Source organism: Paenibacillus sp. Cedars (assembly GCF_003184205.1).
In the GTDB taxonomy this organism is placed as follows: Bacteria; Bacillota; Bacilli; order Paenibacillales; family Paenibacillaceae; genus Paenibacillus_AQ; species Paenibacillus_AQ glucanolyticus.
Genome location: NZ_CP020866.1, coordinates 4410108 through 4430135, shown reverse-complemented (window position 1 = coordinate 4430135; position 20028 = coordinate 4410108). Strand labels below are relative to the sequence as shown.

The 20028-nt window shown below is 50.6% G+C and carries 15 protein-coding genes and 1 pseudogene; 9 read left to right on the top strand and 7 right to left on the bottom strand.

All coding sequences use genetic code 11. From position 1 onward, the window contains the following. Window positions 1-176 precede the first annotated feature (176 nt). The 5 genes and pseudogenes from B9D94_RS22175 to B9D94_RS22155 all read left to right on the top strand — a co-directional run bounded on the left by B9D94_RS22175 (window position 177) and on the right by B9D94_RS22155 (window position 6032). Window positions 177-1937 (top strand): annotated as a pseudogene (locus B9D94_RS22175) (sensor histidine kinase). A 1-nt stretch (window position 1938) separates the two neighbouring features. After that, window positions 1939-2724: a response regulator transcription factor gene (locus tag B9D94_RS22170; RefSeq protein WP_006208735.1), complete on the top strand. Its 786-nt coding sequence runs from the start codon at window positions 1939-1941 to the stop codon at window positions 2722-2724. Window positions 2725-2839: 115 nt separating this feature from the next. Next, complete coding sequence (locus tag B9D94_RS22165; RefSeq protein WP_006208736.1) at window positions 2840-4159, top strand: extracellular solute-binding protein; 1320 nt, start codon at window positions 2840-2842, stop codon at window positions 4157-4159. A gap of 93 nt (window positions 4160-4252) precedes the next feature. Beyond that, window positions 4253-5134, top strand: a complete 882-nt coding sequence (locus B9D94_RS22160; RefSeq protein WP_006208737.1) for a carbohydrate ABC transporter permease — start codon at window positions 4253-4255, stop codon at window positions 5132-5134. Between the two features lie 13 nt (window positions 5135-5147). Then, window positions 5148-6032 (top strand): carbohydrate ABC transporter permease, encoded by an 885-nt coding sequence (locus B9D94_RS22155; RefSeq protein WP_006208738.1) that lies wholly within the window; start codon window positions 5148-5150, stop codon window positions 6030-6032. Window positions 6033-6145: 113 nt separating this feature from the next. On the opposite strand, the gene B9D94_RS22150 is transcribed toward B9D94_RS22155, so the two are convergent. The 3 genes from B9D94_RS22150 to B9D94_RS22140 are packed head-to-tail and all read right to left on the bottom strand — an operon-like array spanning window position 6146 to window position 8476. Then, window positions 6146-7531, bottom strand: a complete 1386-nt coding sequence (locus B9D94_RS22150; protein ID WP_006208739.1) for a nucleoside recognition domain-containing protein — start codon at window positions 7529-7531, stop codon at window positions 6146-6148. Beyond that, window positions 7482-8228 (bottom strand): FeoB small GTPase domain-containing protein, encoded by a 747-nt coding sequence (locus B9D94_RS22145; protein ID WP_006208740.1) that lies wholly within the window; start codon window positions 8226-8228, stop codon window positions 7482-7484. The genes B9D94_RS22150 and B9D94_RS22145 overlap by 50 nt, the downstream gene beginning before the upstream one ends. After that, a complete protein-coding gene (locus B9D94_RS22140) occupies window positions 8225-8476 on the bottom strand; it encodes a FeoA family protein (RefSeq protein WP_006208741.1) in 252 nt (83 codons plus the stop codon). Before B9D94_RS22140 ends, B9D94_RS22145 begins: the two co-directional genes overlap by 4 nt. 490 nt (window positions 8477-8966) lie before the next feature. Here B9D94_RS22140 and B9D94_RS22135 point away from each other — a divergent pair, with 490 nt between their 5' ends. Then, window positions 8967-9272, top strand: coding sequence for an ArsR/SmtB family transcription factor (locus B9D94_RS22135; RefSeq protein ID WP_006208742.1), 306 nt, complete (start codon window positions 8967-8969; stop codon window positions 9270-9272). Window positions 9273-9642: 370 nt separating this feature from the next. Beyond that, a complete protein-coding gene (locus tag B9D94_RS22130) occupies window positions 9643-11367 on the top strand; it encodes a proline--tRNA ligase (protein WP_148247991.1) in 1725 nt (574 codons plus the stop codon). Window positions 11368-11536: 169 nt separating this feature from the next. Here the strand turns inward: B9D94_RS22130 and B9D94_RS22125 are convergent, their stop codons facing one another. The 4 genes from B9D94_RS22125 to B9D94_RS22110 all read right to left on the bottom strand — a co-directional run bounded on the left by B9D94_RS22125 (window position 11537) and on the right by B9D94_RS22110 (window position 15798). Then, a complete protein-coding gene (locus B9D94_RS22125) occupies window positions 11537-12430 on the bottom strand; it encodes a carbohydrate ABC transporter permease (RefSeq protein ID WP_006208744.1) in 894 nt (297 codons plus the stop codon). Window positions 12431-12445: 15 nt separating this feature from the next. After that, window positions 12446-13330 carry a carbohydrate ABC transporter permease gene (locus B9D94_RS22120; RefSeq protein WP_063478849.1) on the bottom strand — a complete coding sequence of 295 codons (885 nt, stop codon included), beginning with the start codon at window positions 13328-13330 and terminating at the stop codon, window positions 12446-12448. Between the two features lie 528 nt (window positions 13331-13858). Beyond that, a complete protein-coding gene (locus B9D94_RS22115; RefSeq protein WP_148247990.1) occupies window positions 13859-14260 on the bottom strand; it encodes a ClpX C4-type zinc finger protein in 402 nt (133 codons plus the stop codon). Between the two features lie 182 nt (window positions 14261-14442). Further along, entirely contained in the window at window positions 14443-15798 is a 1356-nt protein-coding gene (locus B9D94_RS22110) for an ABC transporter substrate-binding protein (protein ID WP_148247989.1), read from the bottom strand. Between the two features lie 207 nt (window positions 15799-16005). On the opposite strand from B9D94_RS22110, the gene B9D94_RS22105 reads away from it, so the two are divergent. Together B9D94_RS22105 and B9D94_RS22100 are read left to right on the top strand one after the other, a co-directional pair. Further along, window positions 16006-17835, top strand: a complete 1830-nt coding sequence (locus B9D94_RS22105) for a cache domain-containing sensor histidine kinase (RefSeq protein WP_148247988.1) — start codon at window positions 16006-16008, stop codon at window positions 17833-17835. Between the two features lie 7 nt (window positions 17836-17842). Then, complete coding sequence (locus B9D94_RS22100; protein WP_148247987.1) at window positions 17843-19510, top strand: response regulator transcription factor; 1668 nt, start codon at window positions 17843-17845, stop codon at window positions 19508-19510. The last annotated feature ends 518 nt before the right edge of the window (window positions 19511-20028 follow it).

Here is a 20028-nt window from a genome sequence, read left to right as displayed (position 1 = left end):
CATATGGAGCTGTATCATAAGAGGAAGTGCGAGGGAAACCTAAACTGCGCGCTGCCTTTTTTTTAGTGAAAAAGTACATATAGATGCAACCCGCTTCGGGTTGACGAGGACTCCCTAACTTCGGCAAGATTGTGTATAGTGAATAACAGTTCCTAGTCGAAAGGGAGTGCGAGAACTTGAACAGGTTTGGCAGGCTGAATACACTGCGGAATCAAATCTTCCTTGGATTTATGCTGGTGATGATCATTGTGCTGGCATTAGTCGGGGTTTTTGTATACGACCAGGTATCCGTACTGCTGCGCAACAGCGCCGAGAAGCATATTCAGCAGACGGCTGTGCAGGCAACAGGCAAGCTGGATGCGCTGCTCAAGCAGGTGGATACACTCACGGCGCAAATTTCTACCAACGCAACGGTTCAGCGCTATCTGGCACAGGAAACTGCTGGCAAGCCGATCAGCTTCGGAGAACGGCAATCGCTCCAGCAGGAGGTCCGCAAATATGAATCTTACGCTACAGGCATTCGTTCACTTGAATTATATACGACGGACTACCGGCGGCTGTTTCCGCTGGATGAAGGCAGTCTGACGAGCCGGGTCGGGGTCGATTGGATCTTGGCGGCCGATGCGGGAAAGGGGAGGCTGGTTTGGTTCGGACAGGATCCGAAGGACCCGGAGGTGGTGGTGGCTGTTCGGAGAATCCGGCTGATTGACCATTCCTTTGCCCATGGCGGATACCTGCTTGTGAAGCTGGAGAAGGATTATTTTGCGCTTGCTGATTCCACTGGCGGCACGGCTGGCGATTCGCGTGAAACGATGGGGCTGTTTGATCAGGCGGGAAATGAAATATCATCGGATTTTGCGACAGCGGTGGACGCGAAGGATGTTCTGCATCGTGAAGGGGAGACGGTTGCCATTGGCAATGAGGACTTCATCGCCGTACAGAAGCAGTCGGAGGCGACAGGGTGGAACCTGGTCATCCTGACGCCTGTGGATTATACTACCGAAGGCATAGCGGTACTGCGGACCGCGATTATCGTATCCGGGGGCGTCGGTGCGCTGCTGTTTCTATTCTTAAGCTTTATCCTGACCACCATGATCATCCGTCCGATTTTGAATCTGATCAAAGCCATGCGCGGCGTAAGGCTGGGAACCCTTAAACCGATTCCGGTCACCTCGAAGACAATGGAGATCAATGAGCTTAACAATTCGTACAACCAGATGGTTGACTCGCTGAACGAATTAATCGAGGTTGTATACGAGAAGGAGATTATTCAGAGCCGAACGGAGCTTAAGGCTCTGCAAGCGCAGATCAATCCGCACTTTCTTTTCAATACTTTGGAAGCGTTTTACTGGGCCTTGGATGATCAGGGGGAAGAGGAACTGGCTCAAATCGTGGTCGCGATGTCTGGATTGTTCCGTTACGTTATCAACAGAAAAGACGAGGATGAATGGGTATCGATCCGGGATGAGCTTGACCATGCGGAGCGTTATTTGATGATTATGAAAATGCGGATGCTGGACAGGCTGTCCTGGAGAATTGAGGCAGATGAAGCGAGCCGTCATGTGCCGATTCCAAAGCTGCTGATTCAGCCAATCGTGGAGAATGCGATTCTGCACGGGGTGGAGCAGAGGCTGGGTCCAGGCACCGTAATCGTGCGTGCACAAGCTGCTGATCATCCGGGATACACGGTCATCACAATTACCGATGACGGTCCCGGCATGGACGAGGAAACGGTAGCCACTCTTTATTCATCGATGGAAAAAGGTTATGCGGCATCCTCTAAAAACAGCGGGGTCGGCCTTGCCAATGTAGAGCAGTGAATCCGGCTGTACTACGCTTCCGAGCAAGCCGGTCTGCACATTGACAGCGTGGTTGGTCAGGGAACCACCATCTCATTTGAAATACCGAATGATTTTCCGGCCATAAAGGGGGAATAGCATGAAAACGATACTGATCGTTGATGATGAACCGAGAACGAGAGAAGGCGTAAGGAAGACGCTGGAGGCTTGGTCATCCGGCCGCTGCCGGATAACAACGGCTGCAAGCGGTGTAGAGGCGCTCCAGTGGCTGCAGGAGCAAGTGGCTCACCTGGTGGTGACCGATATCCGCATGCCTGAGATTGGAGGACTTGAGCTTATTGAAAGATTGCATGAATTAGAGCATCCCCCGGTCATCATCGTGATATCCGGCTATTCGGAATTTGATTATGCCCGTAAAGCACTGCAGTACGGCGTGGTGGATTATCTTCTGAAGCCGCTGGATAAACGAAAACTGGTAGCCGCAGTAGAGTCAGCGCTCGAGCGCGGGGATAAACTAGAACGGATTGAGCGAATGGAGAAACTGGTGGATCCGAAACTGCTGGAGGCAGCACAGCAGGATAAGGGATACAGCATCCAGGTGCAGGAAGCACTGAAGTATGTAGACCTGCATCTCCAGGATTCGGTATCGCTGAAGGAAGTGGCCGAGGTGCTGCACCTGAACTCCAGCTATTTCAGCGTGTTATTCAAAGAGCAGACAGGGCTCACCTTCAGTGAATATATGACGCGCCGCAGAGTGCAGAGGGCCAAGGAGCTGCTGGCCGGCACAGCGCTGCCTGTCTCAGAGATTGCGGAGAAGGTGGGTTACCAGACGTCAAAATATTTTGTGAAAGTGTTCCGCGACCTTGAGGAAGTAAGCCCGAGCCAATATCGCCAGAGCGTATCGGACAGCGGAGAAGAAATCTAATAATAGTGGAATTAGTCCCAATCGTTATGACCTTATAGAATCATCCCCTCACTGATACAATTTGATTAAAGCGGTTTCATTACGCGAACAGCATACTAGAAAAGGGGTTGTAAACGTGTTCAACAAAAAATGGACGGTTCTGCTTCTGACATTGTGTCTCGCTCTGGTAGCGGCTGGTTGTGGATCTAACAACAGCAGCACAGGAGATTCCGGCAACGGTGGCAGCGAAGGCGATAAAGTTACGGTGAACTTCATGCACTTGTGGCCAGCTGGCGTATCCGCCGGACAGAACAAAATTGTGAATCAGATTATCGAAGAATATCAGAAGGAAAACCCTAACGTTACGATCAAACAGGAAGTACTGGATAATGAGCAGTATAAAAACAAATTGAAAGTGCTGTCTGCTTCGAATGAGCTTCCGGACGTTGGAGTAACCTGGGCAGCCGGATTCCTGAAACCTTATGTCGAAGGCAATCTGTTTGCTCCTGTAGACGATTTGCTTGAGGGTCAGCTGAATGGCAAGTTTGTAGCCGGTACCACCGAAGCTTATGCCATTGACAGCAAAACGTATGCGCTTCCACTAGAATTCAATATCGCTCCCGTATATTACAATAAAGCGATTTTTGAACAGTTTAACCTGGAGGTTCCACAAACCTACGAGGAATTCAAGACAATCGTGAAAACGCTCTCGGATAACGGGATTGCCCCGATTGCACTCGGGAATAAGGATCGCTGGACCGGATCCCTGTGGTACATGTATCTGGCAGACCGGATCGGCGGGCAAGAAGCGCTTGCCAATGCGATTAGCGGTGCCGGTTCTTTCAAGGATGAATCGCTTGTAAAGGCGGCCGCCGAGGTTCAATCTTTGGTGGACAGCAACGCATTTGTCAAAGGATTCAACGGCTTGTCCAACGAGGAAGCCAAATCCGAATTCCTGAACAACAAAGCAGCGATGTATATGATGGGCACTTGGGAACTGCCGAACTTTACAACAAATGAGGAGATCCCGAAAGAGTTCCGCGACAGTGTCGGCTTCTTCAAGTTCCCGACGGTTGAAGGCGGAAAAGGCGATATCAACAGCTGGGTAGGTGGACCGGGCGTAGGTTTGTTCATCGGCGAAAACTCCAAGGTGAAAGAGGAGTCCAAGAAGTTTGTTGAGTATTTCGTAACCAAATGGGGCGAACAATCGGTTACAGGAGCAGGCGTCATTCCAGCAACCAAAGTCGATACATCCACCCTGGAGCTTCCACAGCTGTACATTGATCTGTTTGATGAAATGAACCAGGCCAGCAGCATCACGCTGTTCGCAGACGTTCAAATGGAGGCCAATGCCGCTGAAACGCATCTGAACATGATCCAGGCACTCTTCGGTAAAGCCGTAACGCCGGAGAAATTCTCCGAAGAGCATGATGCAGTGATTACCAAAGGCAAATAAGACTCAGACAACCAAGAAACAGGACCTGATTATCCGGCAGCTATTGCCGGATAATCTTTCCTCAAGACGATAAGAAGAAAGGAGTCGGACACTTTGGATAAAGTGATGTCCAACAAAAAAATCATCGCGCTGTATGTACTGCCTGCTCTGCTTGTCATTATGGCCGTTGTCTACATTCCCATCATCCTGACCGCTTATTACGGACTGAACGAATGGAACGGAATCGGCGCGATGACCTTTATCGGACTCGATAACTACCAGGCTCTGCTTACGGACGGGAAATTTTGGGACAGCGCATGGCACTCCTTGCTGTTAGCCGTATTCTCGGCTGCCAGCCTTATTATCTATCTGGCTGTAGCGATGGTGCTGGCCTCGAAGATCAAAGGCGCCAACCTGTTCCGTAAAATCTATCTGATCCCGATGCTGTTGTCATCGGTTGCAATTGCCCAGCTGTGGCTTCGCATCTATCATCCGACCAACGGGATTGTGAACAGCTTCCTGGAATCCATCGGGATATCGAATCCGCCGGCATGGCTTGCCGAGCCGTCACTCGTATTGTTTGCATTGTTTATTCCGATTCTGTGGCAGTATGCGGGTTTCTATATTCTGATCTATTATGCGGCATTAAAGAATATTCCGGCTTCGCTTGTGGAGGCAGCAAAAATCGATGGAGCAACCTCCATGCAGATCGCGTTCAGAATCAAACTTCCGCTCATCATGGAAGTGATCAAGGTTACGATCGTGCTTGCGGTGGTAGGTTCCCTGAAGTACTTTGATCTGATCTTTGTCATGACAGACGGGGGGCCTAACGGCTCGAGTGAAGTGATGGCGTCCTATATGTATCACACGGCTTTCCGCGCTTATGATTTCGGTTACGGCAGCGCCATCGGGTTCTTCCTGCTTGTCATCTGCCTGATCGTAACGTGGGTCATTCGTAAATTAACGGCATCAAAAGAAACGATCCAATATTCATAAGGAGGGATGCTTCATGATATCCGGAGCCACAGGACAGCTCCAGGAAGGGCGTGCCCGATCCGGAAATGGAGCGGGACGCAAGCTTGGCTACATGCTGCTGTATGTCGTGCTGATCGGTGTAGCCGTATTTCAGTTGTTTCCGCTCGTATGGCTGCTGCTGTTCTCATTAAAAAACAACCAGGAAGTATTCGATCTGCCTCCTCTGTCCCTCCCGATGAATCCGCGTTGGGAGAATTACGAGAAGGTATGGAGCGCAGGAAATATAAGCGTATATTTCCTGAACAGCGTTTGGATTACCGTTGCAGCGACGGCGCTCACGGTCATCCTGGGAAGCCTCGTTACGTTTGCCATTACAAGAATGAAGTGGAAGGGCAGTTCCTTTGTCCTCGGATTGTTTATGGTTGCGATGATGATACCGGTGCATTCCACCTTGATCCCGCTGTTCAGCATTTTTAACAAAGTGGGATTGACGGACCATCCGATATCTTTGATATTGTCCTACGTGGCTTTCAACATGCCGATTACGATTATGATTCTGCTGGGGTTCTATTATACGCTGCCGAAGGAAGTGGAAGAGGCGGCGGTAATGGACGGCTGCTCGGTTCACCGGGTCTTTTTCCGGATTGTTCTTCCGATGACGGGCTCGGTTCTGGCAACGACAGCCATCATCAATATGATATACAACTGGAATGAATTCATATTTGTAAACACCTTCATTAGCTCGGACATGTTTAAGACGCTGACGGTGGGCGTTCAGAACTTTATCGGACAGTACACCACCGATTGGGGCGCCATTGGCGCAACCTTGATGATCAGTATCTTGCCAATCCTGCTGATGTTCCTCTTCCTCAGTGATCGAATCGTGGAAGGCATCGCCGCAGGTTCGGTTAAAGGTTAAAGTTGGGATAGGATAGGGTTTCATAACATGCAGATAGAGAAAATAACAACGAGCCGCTCCAAGAATTTTCTTGACGCGGCTCGTTGTTATTATTGTACATGCTCTTGTTATACTTAAACCCAGCCCAGCGCCCGGACCACCTGCGCAACAATGAACGTGACACCGATCGCGATTGCGGTCGGGATGGCGAAGGACAGGAACGTCCACTTGGCGCTTTTGGTTTCCTTCCAGATGTTGACGAGCGTGGTTCCGCACGGATAGTGAAGCAGTGAGAACAGCATCATGTTAAGTGCGGTCAGCCAGGTCCAGCCTTGATCCAGAAAGATCTGCTTCAGGGCAAACATATCGGTAACCTCAGTGAGAGAACCTGTAGCCAAATACCCCATGAGCAGGATCGGCAGCACGATCTCATTCGCAGGAAGTCCGATAATAAAGGCCATAAGAATGAAGCCGTCGAGTCCGAGTGCTTGGGCAAACGGATCAAGAAAATGAACAAAATGAAGCAAAATGCTGGAATCGCCAATATGAATATTGGCGAGAATCCAGGTCAGCACACCTGCGGGTGCCGCTACGATAATGGCTCTGCGCAGGACATAGATGGTTTTATCCAGGGTAGACCGCAGAATGGTATTCAGAATTTTAGGTTTCCGGTATGGAGGCAGCTCCAGCGTGTAATGGGAAGGAACGCCTTTCAAAGCGGTTTTGGATAACCCCCATGATACCGAGAGTGTGACAACGACACCGATCAGCACCATGCCCATGACAACGGAAGCGGTCACGAGCGTCTGGGCTCCACCTGAAAAGCCTGCAGCCATGAACAGGGAGGCCAGCAGGATCAGCGTCGGCCAGCGTCCATTGCAGGGCACGAAGTTATTTGTCAGGATGGCGAGCATCCGCTCCCGCGGCGATTCAATGATCCGGGTGGACATGATGGCTGCAGCATTACAGCCGAATCCCATCGCCATGGTAAGGGACTGCTTGCCGTGTGCTCCCGTTTTTTTGAACAGACGGTCCAGGTTAAACGCAACCCGTGGCAAATAGCCATAATTCTCGAGCAGAGCGAAAGCCGGGAAGAAGATGGCCATCGGAGGCAGCATCACGCTGATGACCCAGGCGGTACCCCGGAACAATCCGAGGATCAGGATCCCATGGAGCCAATCCGGAGCATGAAGCGCTTGAAAGGCCAAGGTCAGGTATCCTTCAATCCAGCCGAAGAAACTCGCCAGCATGGAAGATGGCACGTTAGCCCCGGCTATCGTTAAGTAAAAAATAATGCCAAGCATGGCCAGCATAATCGGGAATCCCCACAGCTTGGAGGTGAAGATGCGGTCCAGCCGCTCGGAACGGTACAGAAGCTCCCGGTTGGTCACGGTCACGGCGTCACTGCACAGCTCGCGCGATTTTTTGAACAACTCGCCTACGATGTCTTCTCGTACATCCTCTACCTGCTCAGCAGGAATGGCCGCTGTTAGAGCTTCCAAGCGCTTGAGCTGCTCCATGTGTCATCCCTCCTTTATCCGAAACCGATAATCTGTGCTTGAGTGTTGCAATCAGCTTCTGATCTCCGTCAAGAAAGCGAATCGCAAGCCATCTGGAGGGATATTCATCCCCAAAGATGTCCCTTAATTCCGACTCGAGCCTGGAAATCTGAGACTCCAATTGTTCGTTGTATTTCATCCGGTAGGGTGTCGTCCGAGTCTGTCCTGTACACATGAGAAGCAGCTGCTCGGACAAGGTGTCCAGTCCGTCATTGTTTCGGGCCGATATCGGAATGACAGGAACGCCGAGCTGATCCGTGAGCTTGCGGGCGTCAATTTTGATGCCTTTTTTCTTCGCTTCATCCATCAGGTTAAGGCATACGATGACCCGATCGGTCATTTCCAGCACTTGAAGCGCCAAATTAAGACTTCTTTCCAGAGCGGTTGAATCCAGGACCAGCAGCGTAACGTCGGGTTTCTCGAAAATAATATAATCACGCGCCACTTCTTCGTCCGCAGAGTTGGAGAACAAGGAGTACGTTCCCGGCAGATCGATAAACCGGAAGCGGGTGTCCTTGTATTCATAATTGCCGCTCGCCAGGCTGACCGTTTTGCCGGACCAGTTGCCGGTGTGCTGCTTTAGGCCGGTCAGGGCATTAAACAGCGTGCTTTTTCCCGTGTTCGGGTTTCCCGCCAGCGCAACGGTATAAGTTCTCATGATGACATCACCTTACCCCAGATTAACTGACTTTCTTCTTTTCTTAATGCAATGACGGTACCTGCTACTCTATAAGAGGTGGGATCACCGAGCGGACTTGCTTTCAGAACCTCAATCACGGAACCCGGAACAAATCCGAGGTCCAGAAGCCGCCGTTTATGCTCTCCACGGATATCTACCTTTTCAATCAGGAAGCGCTCTCCGAGCGTTGCCTGCTGCAAGTGCTGAAGATGTTTTGTCTCATCCATAAAGTTTAACCTCTCCCTAATAAATTGGGCCGAGCATATATTGTTTCCTCGAAGCAACTTTATGCCTATAGTATGACCGAATGCGTGTATTGTCAACTGGATTTATCCAATTTATTGAGAGGTGGCTTGGACATTACGTTTTAACAGCCGGGAGGTCCTCATGGGTCAGTCGCAGGCTGAGGTGCTAGGGAGACCCGATATTTGGTTATGAATTGAAACAAGCGGTCAAGTACGGTAAAGTGGTGTTGAAAAAGAGAGCCGTCGCTGCCGTCGCTGCAGGCTTTCGATTCGTGGATGTAACGGAGCTTAAGGTAAGGAAGATCATCTGGGCTACCGGCTGTGTGGCAAGTATGATTGGCTCTATAGCGAAGGGGCTTAATAACGCAGGATTGCCCTTGGCAAAAGACACCGGGGCTCCGAGCTTTAGGCAGGAGTGTCGCGGGATGCCCGCGAAATTGTTAAGGTATCACGGAGAAGAGGGGATAAATTTATGGAAAAAGAGCACCATGAGCTGCTGCATGAAGACCAGGCCATGGAAGCGTCACGTCTTCTGAAGGCCATATCGGATCCGACGCGAATCCGGATTCTCCACTTGCTGTCGCAAGAGGAGTGTCCTGTCGGCCATATCGCCGAGGTGCTTGGCATGAGCCAGTCGGCGGTATCCCATCAGCTCGGCTATTTGCGCAGCTTGAGACTGGTGAAGTACCGCAGGGATGGCAATACATACTATTACACGTATGAAGATGAGCATGTCATCGGCATACTGCAGCAAGTGCTGGACCATATAGCCCATTAAATAAAGGGGCCCGGCCTATTTGTGCTTGACATTGCGGTTTCCCGGCTGTAATGTATTGGAAAATGAATTTCCCGTGAATAACGATCATCAAGGACATGAGAATTGCAACCCTCGGCGTGACAGAGAAGAAGCCCTTGGCTGAAAGGCTTCCAACCGTCCGACTGCGTTCTTCCTACCTTGTAGTTGCGCCGTGAACAAGCGGTGCCGGCCCGGGCCCGTTACCGCCGCATTGAGTTTCTTGGAAGATTGGTTTATACGTCGGACAAGATCGAATCAGGGTGGTACCACGAGCACATTCGTCCCTAGGAGGCGGATGTGCTTTTTTGCGTTCGGCAGGTAATTTCATGGATGAAAAAGGAGTATGAGGAACATGCGGCAAAGCCAATTATTGATGACAACGATGAGGGATATGCCGTCCGAGGCGGAGGCGCTGAGCCATCAATGGATGCTCCGTGGCGGCTATATCCGTCAGACGGCGGCAGGGATCTACTCGTATCTGCCGCTCGGATGGCGGGTCCTGCGAAAGATCGAGGGGATTATTCGCCAGGAAATGGATGCGGCAGGAGCACAGGAGATGCTGATGCCGGCAGTACAACCTGCTGAGCTGTGGAAGGAATCCGGCAGGTACGACGTTTACGGTCCGGAGCTTATCAGGCTGCATGACCGTCATGACCGGGAGTTTGTGCTCGGACCGACCCACGAAGAAGTGATCACGTCGATTGTGCGTCAAGAAATTTCCTCTTATCGGAAGCTGCCGGTCAATCTGTACCAGATTCAGAGCAAGTACCGGGACGAGCGGCGTCCGCGTTTTGGCCTCCTGCGGGGGAGGGAGTTCCTGATGAAGGATGCGTATTCCTTCGACCGGGACTGGGAGGGCCTGGATGTGTCCTACCGGAGCATGTATGAAGCGTATGAACGAATCTTTGAGCGCTGCGGTCTGACGTTCCGGGCGGTGGAAGCGGATGCCGGTGCCATCGGCGGACAAGGAGAGACCCATGAGTTTATGGCGCTTGCAGATATTGGCGAGGATACCGTTGTATCCTGCAGAGACTGCCGTTATGCGGCGAATCTGGAACGTGCCGAATCCGTCGTTCCAGCGAGGCAGGGCAGCGTGGATTCGGTGAAGGTCGACGGCGATTCGGCCATCGAGCGGGTAGTCACACCGAATGTGAAGAGCATCCAGGAACTGACGGACTTTCTTCAAGTGGGCCCGGAGCAATTGATCAAGACACTGATCTATCAAGTGGACGGCCAGCTGTATGCCGTGCTGATCCGGGGTGACCGTGAAGCGAATGAAACCAAGGTGAAATCCTACTTGAAGGCGGAGCTTGCAGAATTGGCGAGCGCCGAAGAAGTGGTGCAGGCGACGGGAGCTCCGGTAGGGTTTGCGGGACCGGTAGGCCTGTCACTGAAAGTACTCGTCGATTACGAAGTCGCCTCTATGACAGCTGGCATAACAGGAGCCAATCAGGTTGATGTTCATTTGAAGGGGGTTCGCCCCGGGCAAGATTTCTCACTGGAATACATCGGCGACTTCCGGAATGTGAAGGAAGGAGAGCCTTGTCCGCGCTGTGGCGCTCCGCTTCAGTTTCATCGCGGGATCGAACTGGGTCATGTCTTTAAGCTGGGGACGAAATACAGCGAAGTTATGAATGGCATGTACCTCGATTCCGATGGACGGGAGAAACCGCTTATTATGGGCTGCTATGGTATCGGCGTTTCCCGCGTCATGGCTGCTATCGCCGAGCAGCGGATTTCGGGGGAGCGTTTGGTCTGGCCGATGTCCGTAGCCCCGTTCCAGGTTCACGTTATTCCTGTTGCGGTTAAGGATGAGGCCCAGATGAATCTGGCTGAGCATATATACAAGGAGCTGATCAAGGCGGGTCTGGAGCCGCTGTTGGATGACCGTGATGAGCGTGCCGGGGTGAAGTTCAAGGATGCCGATCTCGCAGGCGCTCCGCAGCGCCTGATCATTGGACGCGGCGCGGCTTCCGGCGAGGTCGAATGGATGGGCGAAGACGGAGTTAAGGTCAATCTCCCGGCCGCGGCAGCCATCCAGCGTGCGTGCGAGGCAGCTGCCCGGGTACGGGATTGAGGAATGAATTCCGCAATGAGACCCACTTATATATGAAACAGAACGCCCCTGAAACAGAAGGAGCAAACCTCAGGTTTGTCTCTCTCATAATTTCAGGGGGGGGGGGTCTAATGTGAGAGGACTTGCAGCCTTCCGAGGGTTCTAGGTTGCTGCTTCATCCAGACAGGACCTATCCCTTCACTGCTCCCGCCGTAATGCCCTTGGTCATCTGCTCGGTGAAGAGGAGATAGATCAGAATGGTTGGCAGAGCGATGATGGTCATAACGGCAAATTGCGCACCGTAATTGGAGGAGTACTCTCCTGCAAACTTCATGATGGAGAAGGGGATCGTTTTGATGTCCTCGCTGGTGAGGAAGGTGTTGGCCATAATGAACTCATTCCACGTACTGATAAAATTCAGCACACAGATCGTGGCGATTGCCGGTTTCGTGATCGGGAAGATGATCTTAAAGATAACGCCGAATATACCGGCGCCATCCATCACAGCCGATTCTTCAATGGCGCGGGGAATGGTCTCCAGAAACCCGGTCATGATGAACATGCTGATCGGAATGACAATTGCCGTGTAAGGAAGAATCAAGGTAAACAGATTGTTCAGCATATCCAGCTTGTGAAACAGGATGAAATTCGGCAGCAGCGTGGCGTGAATCGGAATGATCATACCAAGCATGACGAAGCCGAGAAAGAAGCCGCTCAGCTTCCATTTCATCCGGGTAAAGGCATAACCCATCATGAGTGCCAGCACGGCCGAAGCCGCAACCGTGATAACGGTAACCAGCAGGCTGTTAAAGAAGAATAATGGCACACGGCCATAGGTGAACGCATTTTTATAGTTTGCCCATTGGGGCGGATCGGGCCATACCAGAAAGTTTTTTCCGAAGAAATCCCCGCTCTTCAGCAGCGAGTAATCGACCAGCCAGATTAATGGGAAGAGCTGGATCAAGGCAACAACGATCATAAATGCAAACAGTGCTAGTCTAGGCCAGGGGCTGCGCCGGACAATCCGGCTTGAAGCAGGTTTAGTCTGCGGTTTTTGAGCTGATGGCTGTATGGTTGAAAACAACGGTAACCCCTCCTTTTAAAATTCCCCGACATCTTTTTTCAAAGCTTTATTCAGCACAACCGTAAGAATCAGGCAGAACACGATGAACAGCACCGAAATGGCATTCCCGTATCCATAAAGGGATGAGGAGAAAGCGACTTTGTAAATATAGTTGCCCAAGAACTGCGTGCTGTTGGCTGGTCCGCCGTTCGTCATCAGAAATACGGTTTCCATCTGTTTAAGGCAGGTGGTGACCGCAATGATGATGGCTACCCGCATCATGGGAGCCAGCAGCGGAATCATAATCCGGCTGTACAGCTGTGTATGGGTTGCACCATCGATTTTGGCGGCTTCCCCCAAATCCTTGGGAATACCTTGAAGGCCGGAGTAGTACAGCAGCAGCGCATATCCAAACCCTTGCCACATGACAACCACAATAATGCACCAGATGGCGGTGTTCGGATCGCCGAGCCAGTCATGCTTCAATACGCCGAGCCCGATGCCCTCAAGGAATTTGTTGAGCAATCCGTAGTTAGGATGGAAAATGCCACTCCACAGCTTGGCGGTGACGACAATCGAGATGACGGCGGGGATGAAAAAAATGGTCCGGAATATCTTCTCGTATTTACCGCAATGCGTAAGGAAGATGGCGAGCAGGATGGCAATCGGATGCTGAATCACAAGCGTGGCAGCCGTGAGCAGCAGTGCATTCCAGAGCGAATTCCAAAATACAGGATCCTCGAACAGGATCTCCTTATAATTACTCAGGCCCACATATTGGTATTGACCGATGCCGCTCCAATCGGTGGAGCCGTAATAAGCGCTCATGAAAATCGGGATGCAGATCATGAATATAAACAAGATCAAGCCCGGAGCGATGAGCAGAAAGATCGCTTTTTTGTCACTGAGTACTTTGTGCATGGTGTTCAACATCTCCGTTCTTCATAAACTTGGGGGGCCGAATGCTTTCCGCAGCCCCCAATATCCGATACTGCTATCGTATCCGAGCGCGGAGGGCAGTGAACATGCCGGAAATTTACGATGAGTGTATTCATTTTTCAGAGGTTGTTTTATCAGACCATTACAACGCAGATTAGCCTCCGATTCCTGAAATGACGGCGAGAGAGTCAAGATCCCCGGCGAAACAAATCAAGAACGGGAATTCGTAAAAACAGCGTTCTTCATCTGAAGAATCGAAACCTTCATTCGCGGCCTATGCGACCAAGACGAAAGGGTGGTTATCATCTACCGGATGATAAACCTGTAAATAGGGGATGTTCATGCGCTAAACGGCAGAGCAAGAATCCCCCTTTTCATCGATCTGTTAGATCGCAAAAGGAGGATTCTTTTTAAAGTATCTACATCGAATGCTGGCAAGGATGAATCGTGGCCCATTCAACCGACTGGACAAAAAGCTTGATCCTCCTAGTTACAAGGTGAATTTTAGAATCAGGGTTGTGGCGCTCCCATGACTTCTTTGCCAAATTCCAGGCATTCCCCACAGATGGACACTCCAGGTCCGAGAGCCAATGGTCCGACTTCATCCTTGCTCCGATTGCAGAATGAGCAAGACCCGGTATGAACAGGTGCTGATGGTTCCTGGGGTTTGTTATTTGCAGCTGCTTCGTAGAGATGACCGATCACGTCCCGATCAATATAATCAAACTCTCCTTTCAGCTTTAGAGCGACGGTGGTATAGGCGATAGCCATTCCTTCATAGAACCGTTGACGGTCAATGGATTCACTCTTGTCCATGTAGCTCTCGCATAACAGGCTCAGCTTCTCCAGCTCTAGGATGGTGTCTTCAATCTTGGCTCCCCGAAACATCTTCTTGCGGAACTCCTGATCCATGCTTATTTCACCCTCCTTTATTAATTATGTTTACAAATGTAAACAGATCTAAGTATATTTATTCCATACAAAGGTAAAAAAATCCTCCGTCTCATATAAAAATTTGTTCAAGACGAAAAAAAGAGCGCCCCACCCACCGGTCTGATAGACCTTGCTGGAACGCTCCTGTTTTTTCATTATTATTATTTGCCGTTTGCTTTAGCAGCTGCGGCATCCAGATCCTTGGCGAATTGCTCTGGCGTGATTTTGCCAGACAGCAGCTGCTGATGGATTTCCATCGATTTTTGCTTGAATTCATCGCTGGAAATGTCCTGCAGCGGCGTGCCCGCTGACGATGTCATATTGGTGAAAATATCGATCAGCTGCTTCTGCAGCTCGGTCTCTTCACCTGTTAAGTATTGATCGAACTTTTGCGCTGGCGTGCCTGCGCCCGATTGCCATACTTTTTTTGGCCAGTTATCCGGTGTGAAGAAGTATTTCATGAATGCGATAGCAGCATCCGCATGCTTGGTGTTCTTGGAGATGGCGTAACCGCCGCCATACCATGCTGCAATGTCCGTTTGCGCGCCCTTGTCGGATGCAGGGAAGGAGATGGCGCCGACATTTTGACGGAACTCCTCGGAGAAGTTCTCATCGGTAGCCAAGCTCGCTTCCCAGTTCCCCATGAAAAACATCGCCGCCTGTCCTTGTCCAAACAGATTTCTGGCCGTACCGTAATCAGCTGTCAGCCAGCCATCTGCAAAGCCTTTGGCTTCAGCAAAAGCCAGCATATCTGTTGCCCCCTGAATAAGGCCGGGATCCGTAAAAGAAATTTCGCCGTTAAAGGCTTTATCCATGAGTGTAAAATCGCCGCTTGCACGCTGTGCATAGTAATCGAACATAATCGGCAGCGTCCAGCCTTCCATCCCGTTAATCGCTACAGGGTTAATGTCCTTGGCCCGCAGCTGTTTCACGACATCCAGCAGCTCCGACACCGTGGTGGGCACCTTCAAGCCGTTATCGTCAAAAATCTTCTTGTTGTAATAGAGAACGGCATAGTCCGTATTCCGGGGAATCCCGTACATTTTTCCATCTTTGCTGAAGCCGTCAACCGAACCGGCAACAAAATGACTCCCATCAAAGTCAGCCGGATTCAATTCGAGCAGCATGTCGTTGTCGAGCAGCGGGGAGAGGAAGGATGGTTGTCCCCATGCCTGAATAATGTCCGGCAGCTGGTTCGTGGAGGCATACACTTTGATTTTTGCTTTGTACGGCTCATCCTGCAATGCCTCAACCTCGATTTTGACATTCGGGTTTTCCTGCATGTAGGCATCAATGATTTCCTGTTCTATTTTTCCCGGGCCGTTCGCGCGGTCGGCATAAGCTGTGAACATCTTCAATGTTACTGCTTCCTCGGTCTTCGTGCCTTGATCTGTACCGGCTTCATCCGGTTTCGGATTCGATCCCGGGTCGGTTGCAGTGGTTCCGCCGGAGCCGCCGCAGCCTGCCAGAAGGACTGCCATGATAACGGTCAGCAGCCATAATCTCATAGGTTTCATTTGGTTAACCCACCTTTATTGATATTTTTCAGCTTGCAAGATTCATCATACCGGGCAGAGGAAGTGTGCAACATGCCGAAAATTTCAGATGGATGTATGCATTTTTCAGGTGTTGGGGTGGAGCGCAACTTTTTGCAGAAGGAATCCGCTATAATAACAGTAATTTCAATCCTTCACATATTCTTCTGAAAACAGGTGATTGCATTCATGAAGGACACACCACGATACAAGCGGTGGTATGCCGGCATGCCGATCCGGTTTAAGCTGCTGTTCTGGTTCGTTCCGCTTCTGATGGCAACTATCGTTGCTATGGGATGGATCGCTTATGAAATATCGTCCAAAGAAGTGATGGACAAGATGAAGCAGACCCAGAATCAGCTCACTCAAAAAACAGCCGATCAGATCGACAGTGTTGCAAAAGAAATGCTGTTTTTCTCCAACAACCTCTTTTTGGATGATGAGATACAGAGACTGCTGGAATCCGATTATCAACCTGCGGAACGGCAAAAAGCTTTCAAAACCATCTCCAATATGATGGTTGCCAGCGATTCCATCCAATCGATGATATTATACACGCTCAAACCCGGCTACGAACATTTGGAACCGTTTGCAACCAATCAGGCGGGAATTACGAGTGCGATGACATTGTCCCATTTTATGGAGGGTCCCTATTATGAAGCTGCGCTCAAGGCTAAGGGCAGTCCCGTCTATGGGTTGGTGAAGCCGTCGGACGATATTTTTGTCGGGGATCATTATCACAAAATCGTTCTGTCGCGCGTCATCGGCAACATCTATAACTTGAAACCGGCAGGGCTGATTATGATTGGCGTGGACGCAGCCCGTATCGGCCGATTGTATCTGGGCCAGCCCACGCTTGCAACTGAGATGTTTGTCATTAGCGAAGACGGGCTCATCATTACAGCTACGGATCAGCGCTGGATCGGAAAATATGACACAGAGCTACCCTATAACGGGACGAAAGCGGCTCAAACAAGGTTCTCAACGGAAGAGAGACTGGGGCTGTGGAAGGAATCGCCGGATTGGATGATTACACAGACGATTTCTCCAAGTACGGGCTGGCATGTCGTTGTGGTCAATACAAGGGAGAAGCTGGTGAGTGAGCTGGGACGGATCGGACAGCTGACGGTCGCCGTGGCAGTTCTTTGTTTCTTGATTAGTCTTGTCATCACGTGGTTGTTGTCCAATATGATTACGAAGCCGCTGATGAAGCTTTCGCGCTCCATGCGCAAGCTCCAGACGGGGGATTTTACGCAGCGGGTGCATTTTACCGGACAGGATGAGATCGGGGAGCTTGGGACCGGATACAATGCGATGGTTCAGCGGATCAAGGTATTAATCGATGATGTGTATGCTACGCAGTTAAAGCAGAAGGAAGCGGAACTGAAAACGCTGCAAGCGCAAATATCCCCCCATTTTCTATACAACACACTGAATACGATCAGCTGGACGGCCGAGAGAAAGGGCGAGAAGGATATAGCGGACATGGTGTACTCCTTATCCCAGGTATTCCGGCTCAGTCTGAACGACGGCAAGGATTTCTTCACAATTGAACAGGAAATGGAGCTGGTGCGGAATTATTTATTTTTACAGAAGCGCCGCTTTATGGACCGGTTTGATTTTTCGATTGAGATTGCCGAGGAGGTTTCCTCCTTTATGATACCCAAGCTTATTCTGCAGCCTCTGGCCGAAAATGCGATCATACACGGGATTGAGCCGCTGAACGGGAACGGTTTTATTACCCTGAAGGCGTACGGGTTTGACAATTCGGTGGTGCTGGAGGTGCTGGATAACGGGATCGGGATGACAGAGTCGCAGCTGCATAAGCTGCTTTCCGGCTTGCAGCGGGTGGAGAACCGCAGTTTGGAGGCTAAGGAAGATGAGCTGCGAACCGGGTTCGCGCTTTTGAATATTCAGGATCGGCTGAGATTGTTCCAATCCGGTGCCTACCTTGAACTGGATAGCAGGGAAGGCAAAGGAACCTGTGCCGTCATCCATCTGGAGAGGAAAGGGGATTGATCTGTTTATGAAACTGCTCATAGCGGAAGATGAGATATCGGTAAGAGAGGGAATGGTGCGGTTAATTGATTGGGAATCCCACGGGATTGTCATTTGCGGGGAAGCGGGAAACGGCAGCGAGGCGTTGTCAATCATGGAAAGCTGCAGCCCGGACATTTTGCTGACGGATATTCGGATGCCCCATATGGATGGACTGGAACTGATCGAGCAGGCGCAGTCTCGCGGGTTTAAGTTCAGGCCGATCATTCTTAGCGGATATAATGAATTCAGTTATGCCAAACAAGCCATTCGACTTGGCGCTTCCGATTTTATACTGAAGCCTTGCCGCCCGGAAGAGATTCTTAGGACAGTGCTGGAGGCTAAGAAGGCGGCAGAGTTCCAGGAAGCGCGCGAATCCAGGCTTAAGGAAAGGGACCAATCCTGGAACCGCAACATTCCATTAATGAAGAGTCAGGTCCTGTCCCAATGGACACGGTATCCCGCTGTTCCGCTGGAGGACAGGGGCCGACTCATGCTGGAGCTGCAGATGGATATCCAGAATGCAGGTGTTCAGGTAGGACTAATTCGCGTGGATACGTCTCAAATTCCGTTGGATGAACGGGATGTCGTTCTTCTTCGCTACGCGGCAGTCAACATTGTGAAGGAAACACTGGACAATGTATATGGCGGGCGGATCGAAGTGTTCCAGGAAGGCAACGATCTGTTGTGGGTCGCCAGCATGGCGGAGAGGGGCAGAAGAGGCTCGGCCAACACATCGTTGATCACGGCTCCGTCCCAAGAAAGATTAGAGCCCCAAATCCGGGTGCTGCAGGGAAATTTGGAGAAATATTTAAAGATGACCGTCAGTATTGCATTAGGTTCATGGAAGGCATCGATCAATCAGGCCCACGATTCCTATCAGGAGTCGGTTCAGGCGATGGAGTCCCGTTTCTATCAAGGCAGAGGCGGCGTGTTCTTCTATTCCGAGAAGCTGCGGGGCGAAGATAGCGGATATGATAATAGTACGGAGTCCACATCCATTCTGGATAATGAGAGATTTGACTTATGTGAAATGGAGATGCTGGATTACTTGCGGCATGGAAGTTTCGAGCAGGCACTTGATCAACTGGACGCATGGCTGGAGATGTTTAAGACACAATCCCATTACAGCAAGCAGGAGGTGAACCTGCGGGCGACAACGTTTATGATCAGTCTGCAAAGAATCGCCAAGGAGCACCGGATCGGAGCGTTTGAATGGAAGAACCAACTGGTGAATTCGATGGAACAGCTGCCGCAAGTAGAGACATTGGAAGAGCTGGCTACCATCGTAAAAAAAATCATGCAGCATCTTGTGGAAGCCTGCTCCTCCAACCGCACCCTGCACCGTACGGTGCAGTCCGTACTGGAGCTGATCAAGGAGAAATACAATACCAACCTTACACTGGAGGCGGTCGCCCGCGAGGCTTATATCTCCAATACTTATTTAAGCTCCCTGTTCAAGCAGGAGCTCGGCGTCAATTTTCTGGATTACCTGCATCAATACCGGATTGAGAAAGCCAAGGAGCTGCTCCAGCAGAATTTGAAAATCTACGCCGTCGCACGCCTGGTCGGCTATCAGGAGGAGCGGCACTTCAGCTCCACCTTTAAGAAGTGGACCGGCGTTACCCCTTCCCAGTATAAGTCGAGCGTTCATTGAGTTGGAGTGGAGTGGAAGCGGTGTGCAAGTCCCTAATAGGGACTTAGAGGGGCGCCGAAGGGAGCGAAAGCGATGTGCAAGTCCCGGATAGGGACTTGGAGGGGGGCGAAAGGAGCGAAAGCAGTGTGCAAGTCCCGGATAGGGACTTGGAAGGGCGTGAAAGGAGCGTTTAAATAAACCTTGTATATTGAAGGACTTGATAAAGTATTATCAAGGATAAATGTATTAGGTTCTCAATTCGAGAGCGAGGTTGTTGAAGGTTGATTTTAATAGAATTATATGCACATGGAGTCAATTTATCAATAAAAATGTAGTGCTCAGAGTCCCTGTTATGCTAAACAGCCGAGCACTGGCTGAACTCAGAAACATAAGGGGAGATGTGCCATACTTGAATAGTTTTCTATTTGCAGTTTGGAGACACACTGAGTATAAGAATAATAAAAGAGATGATGTTATTTGGTACACAAGAAATCACAGTGTAAACTATAATGTTGAGCAAGATGTCTATATGATTGGAT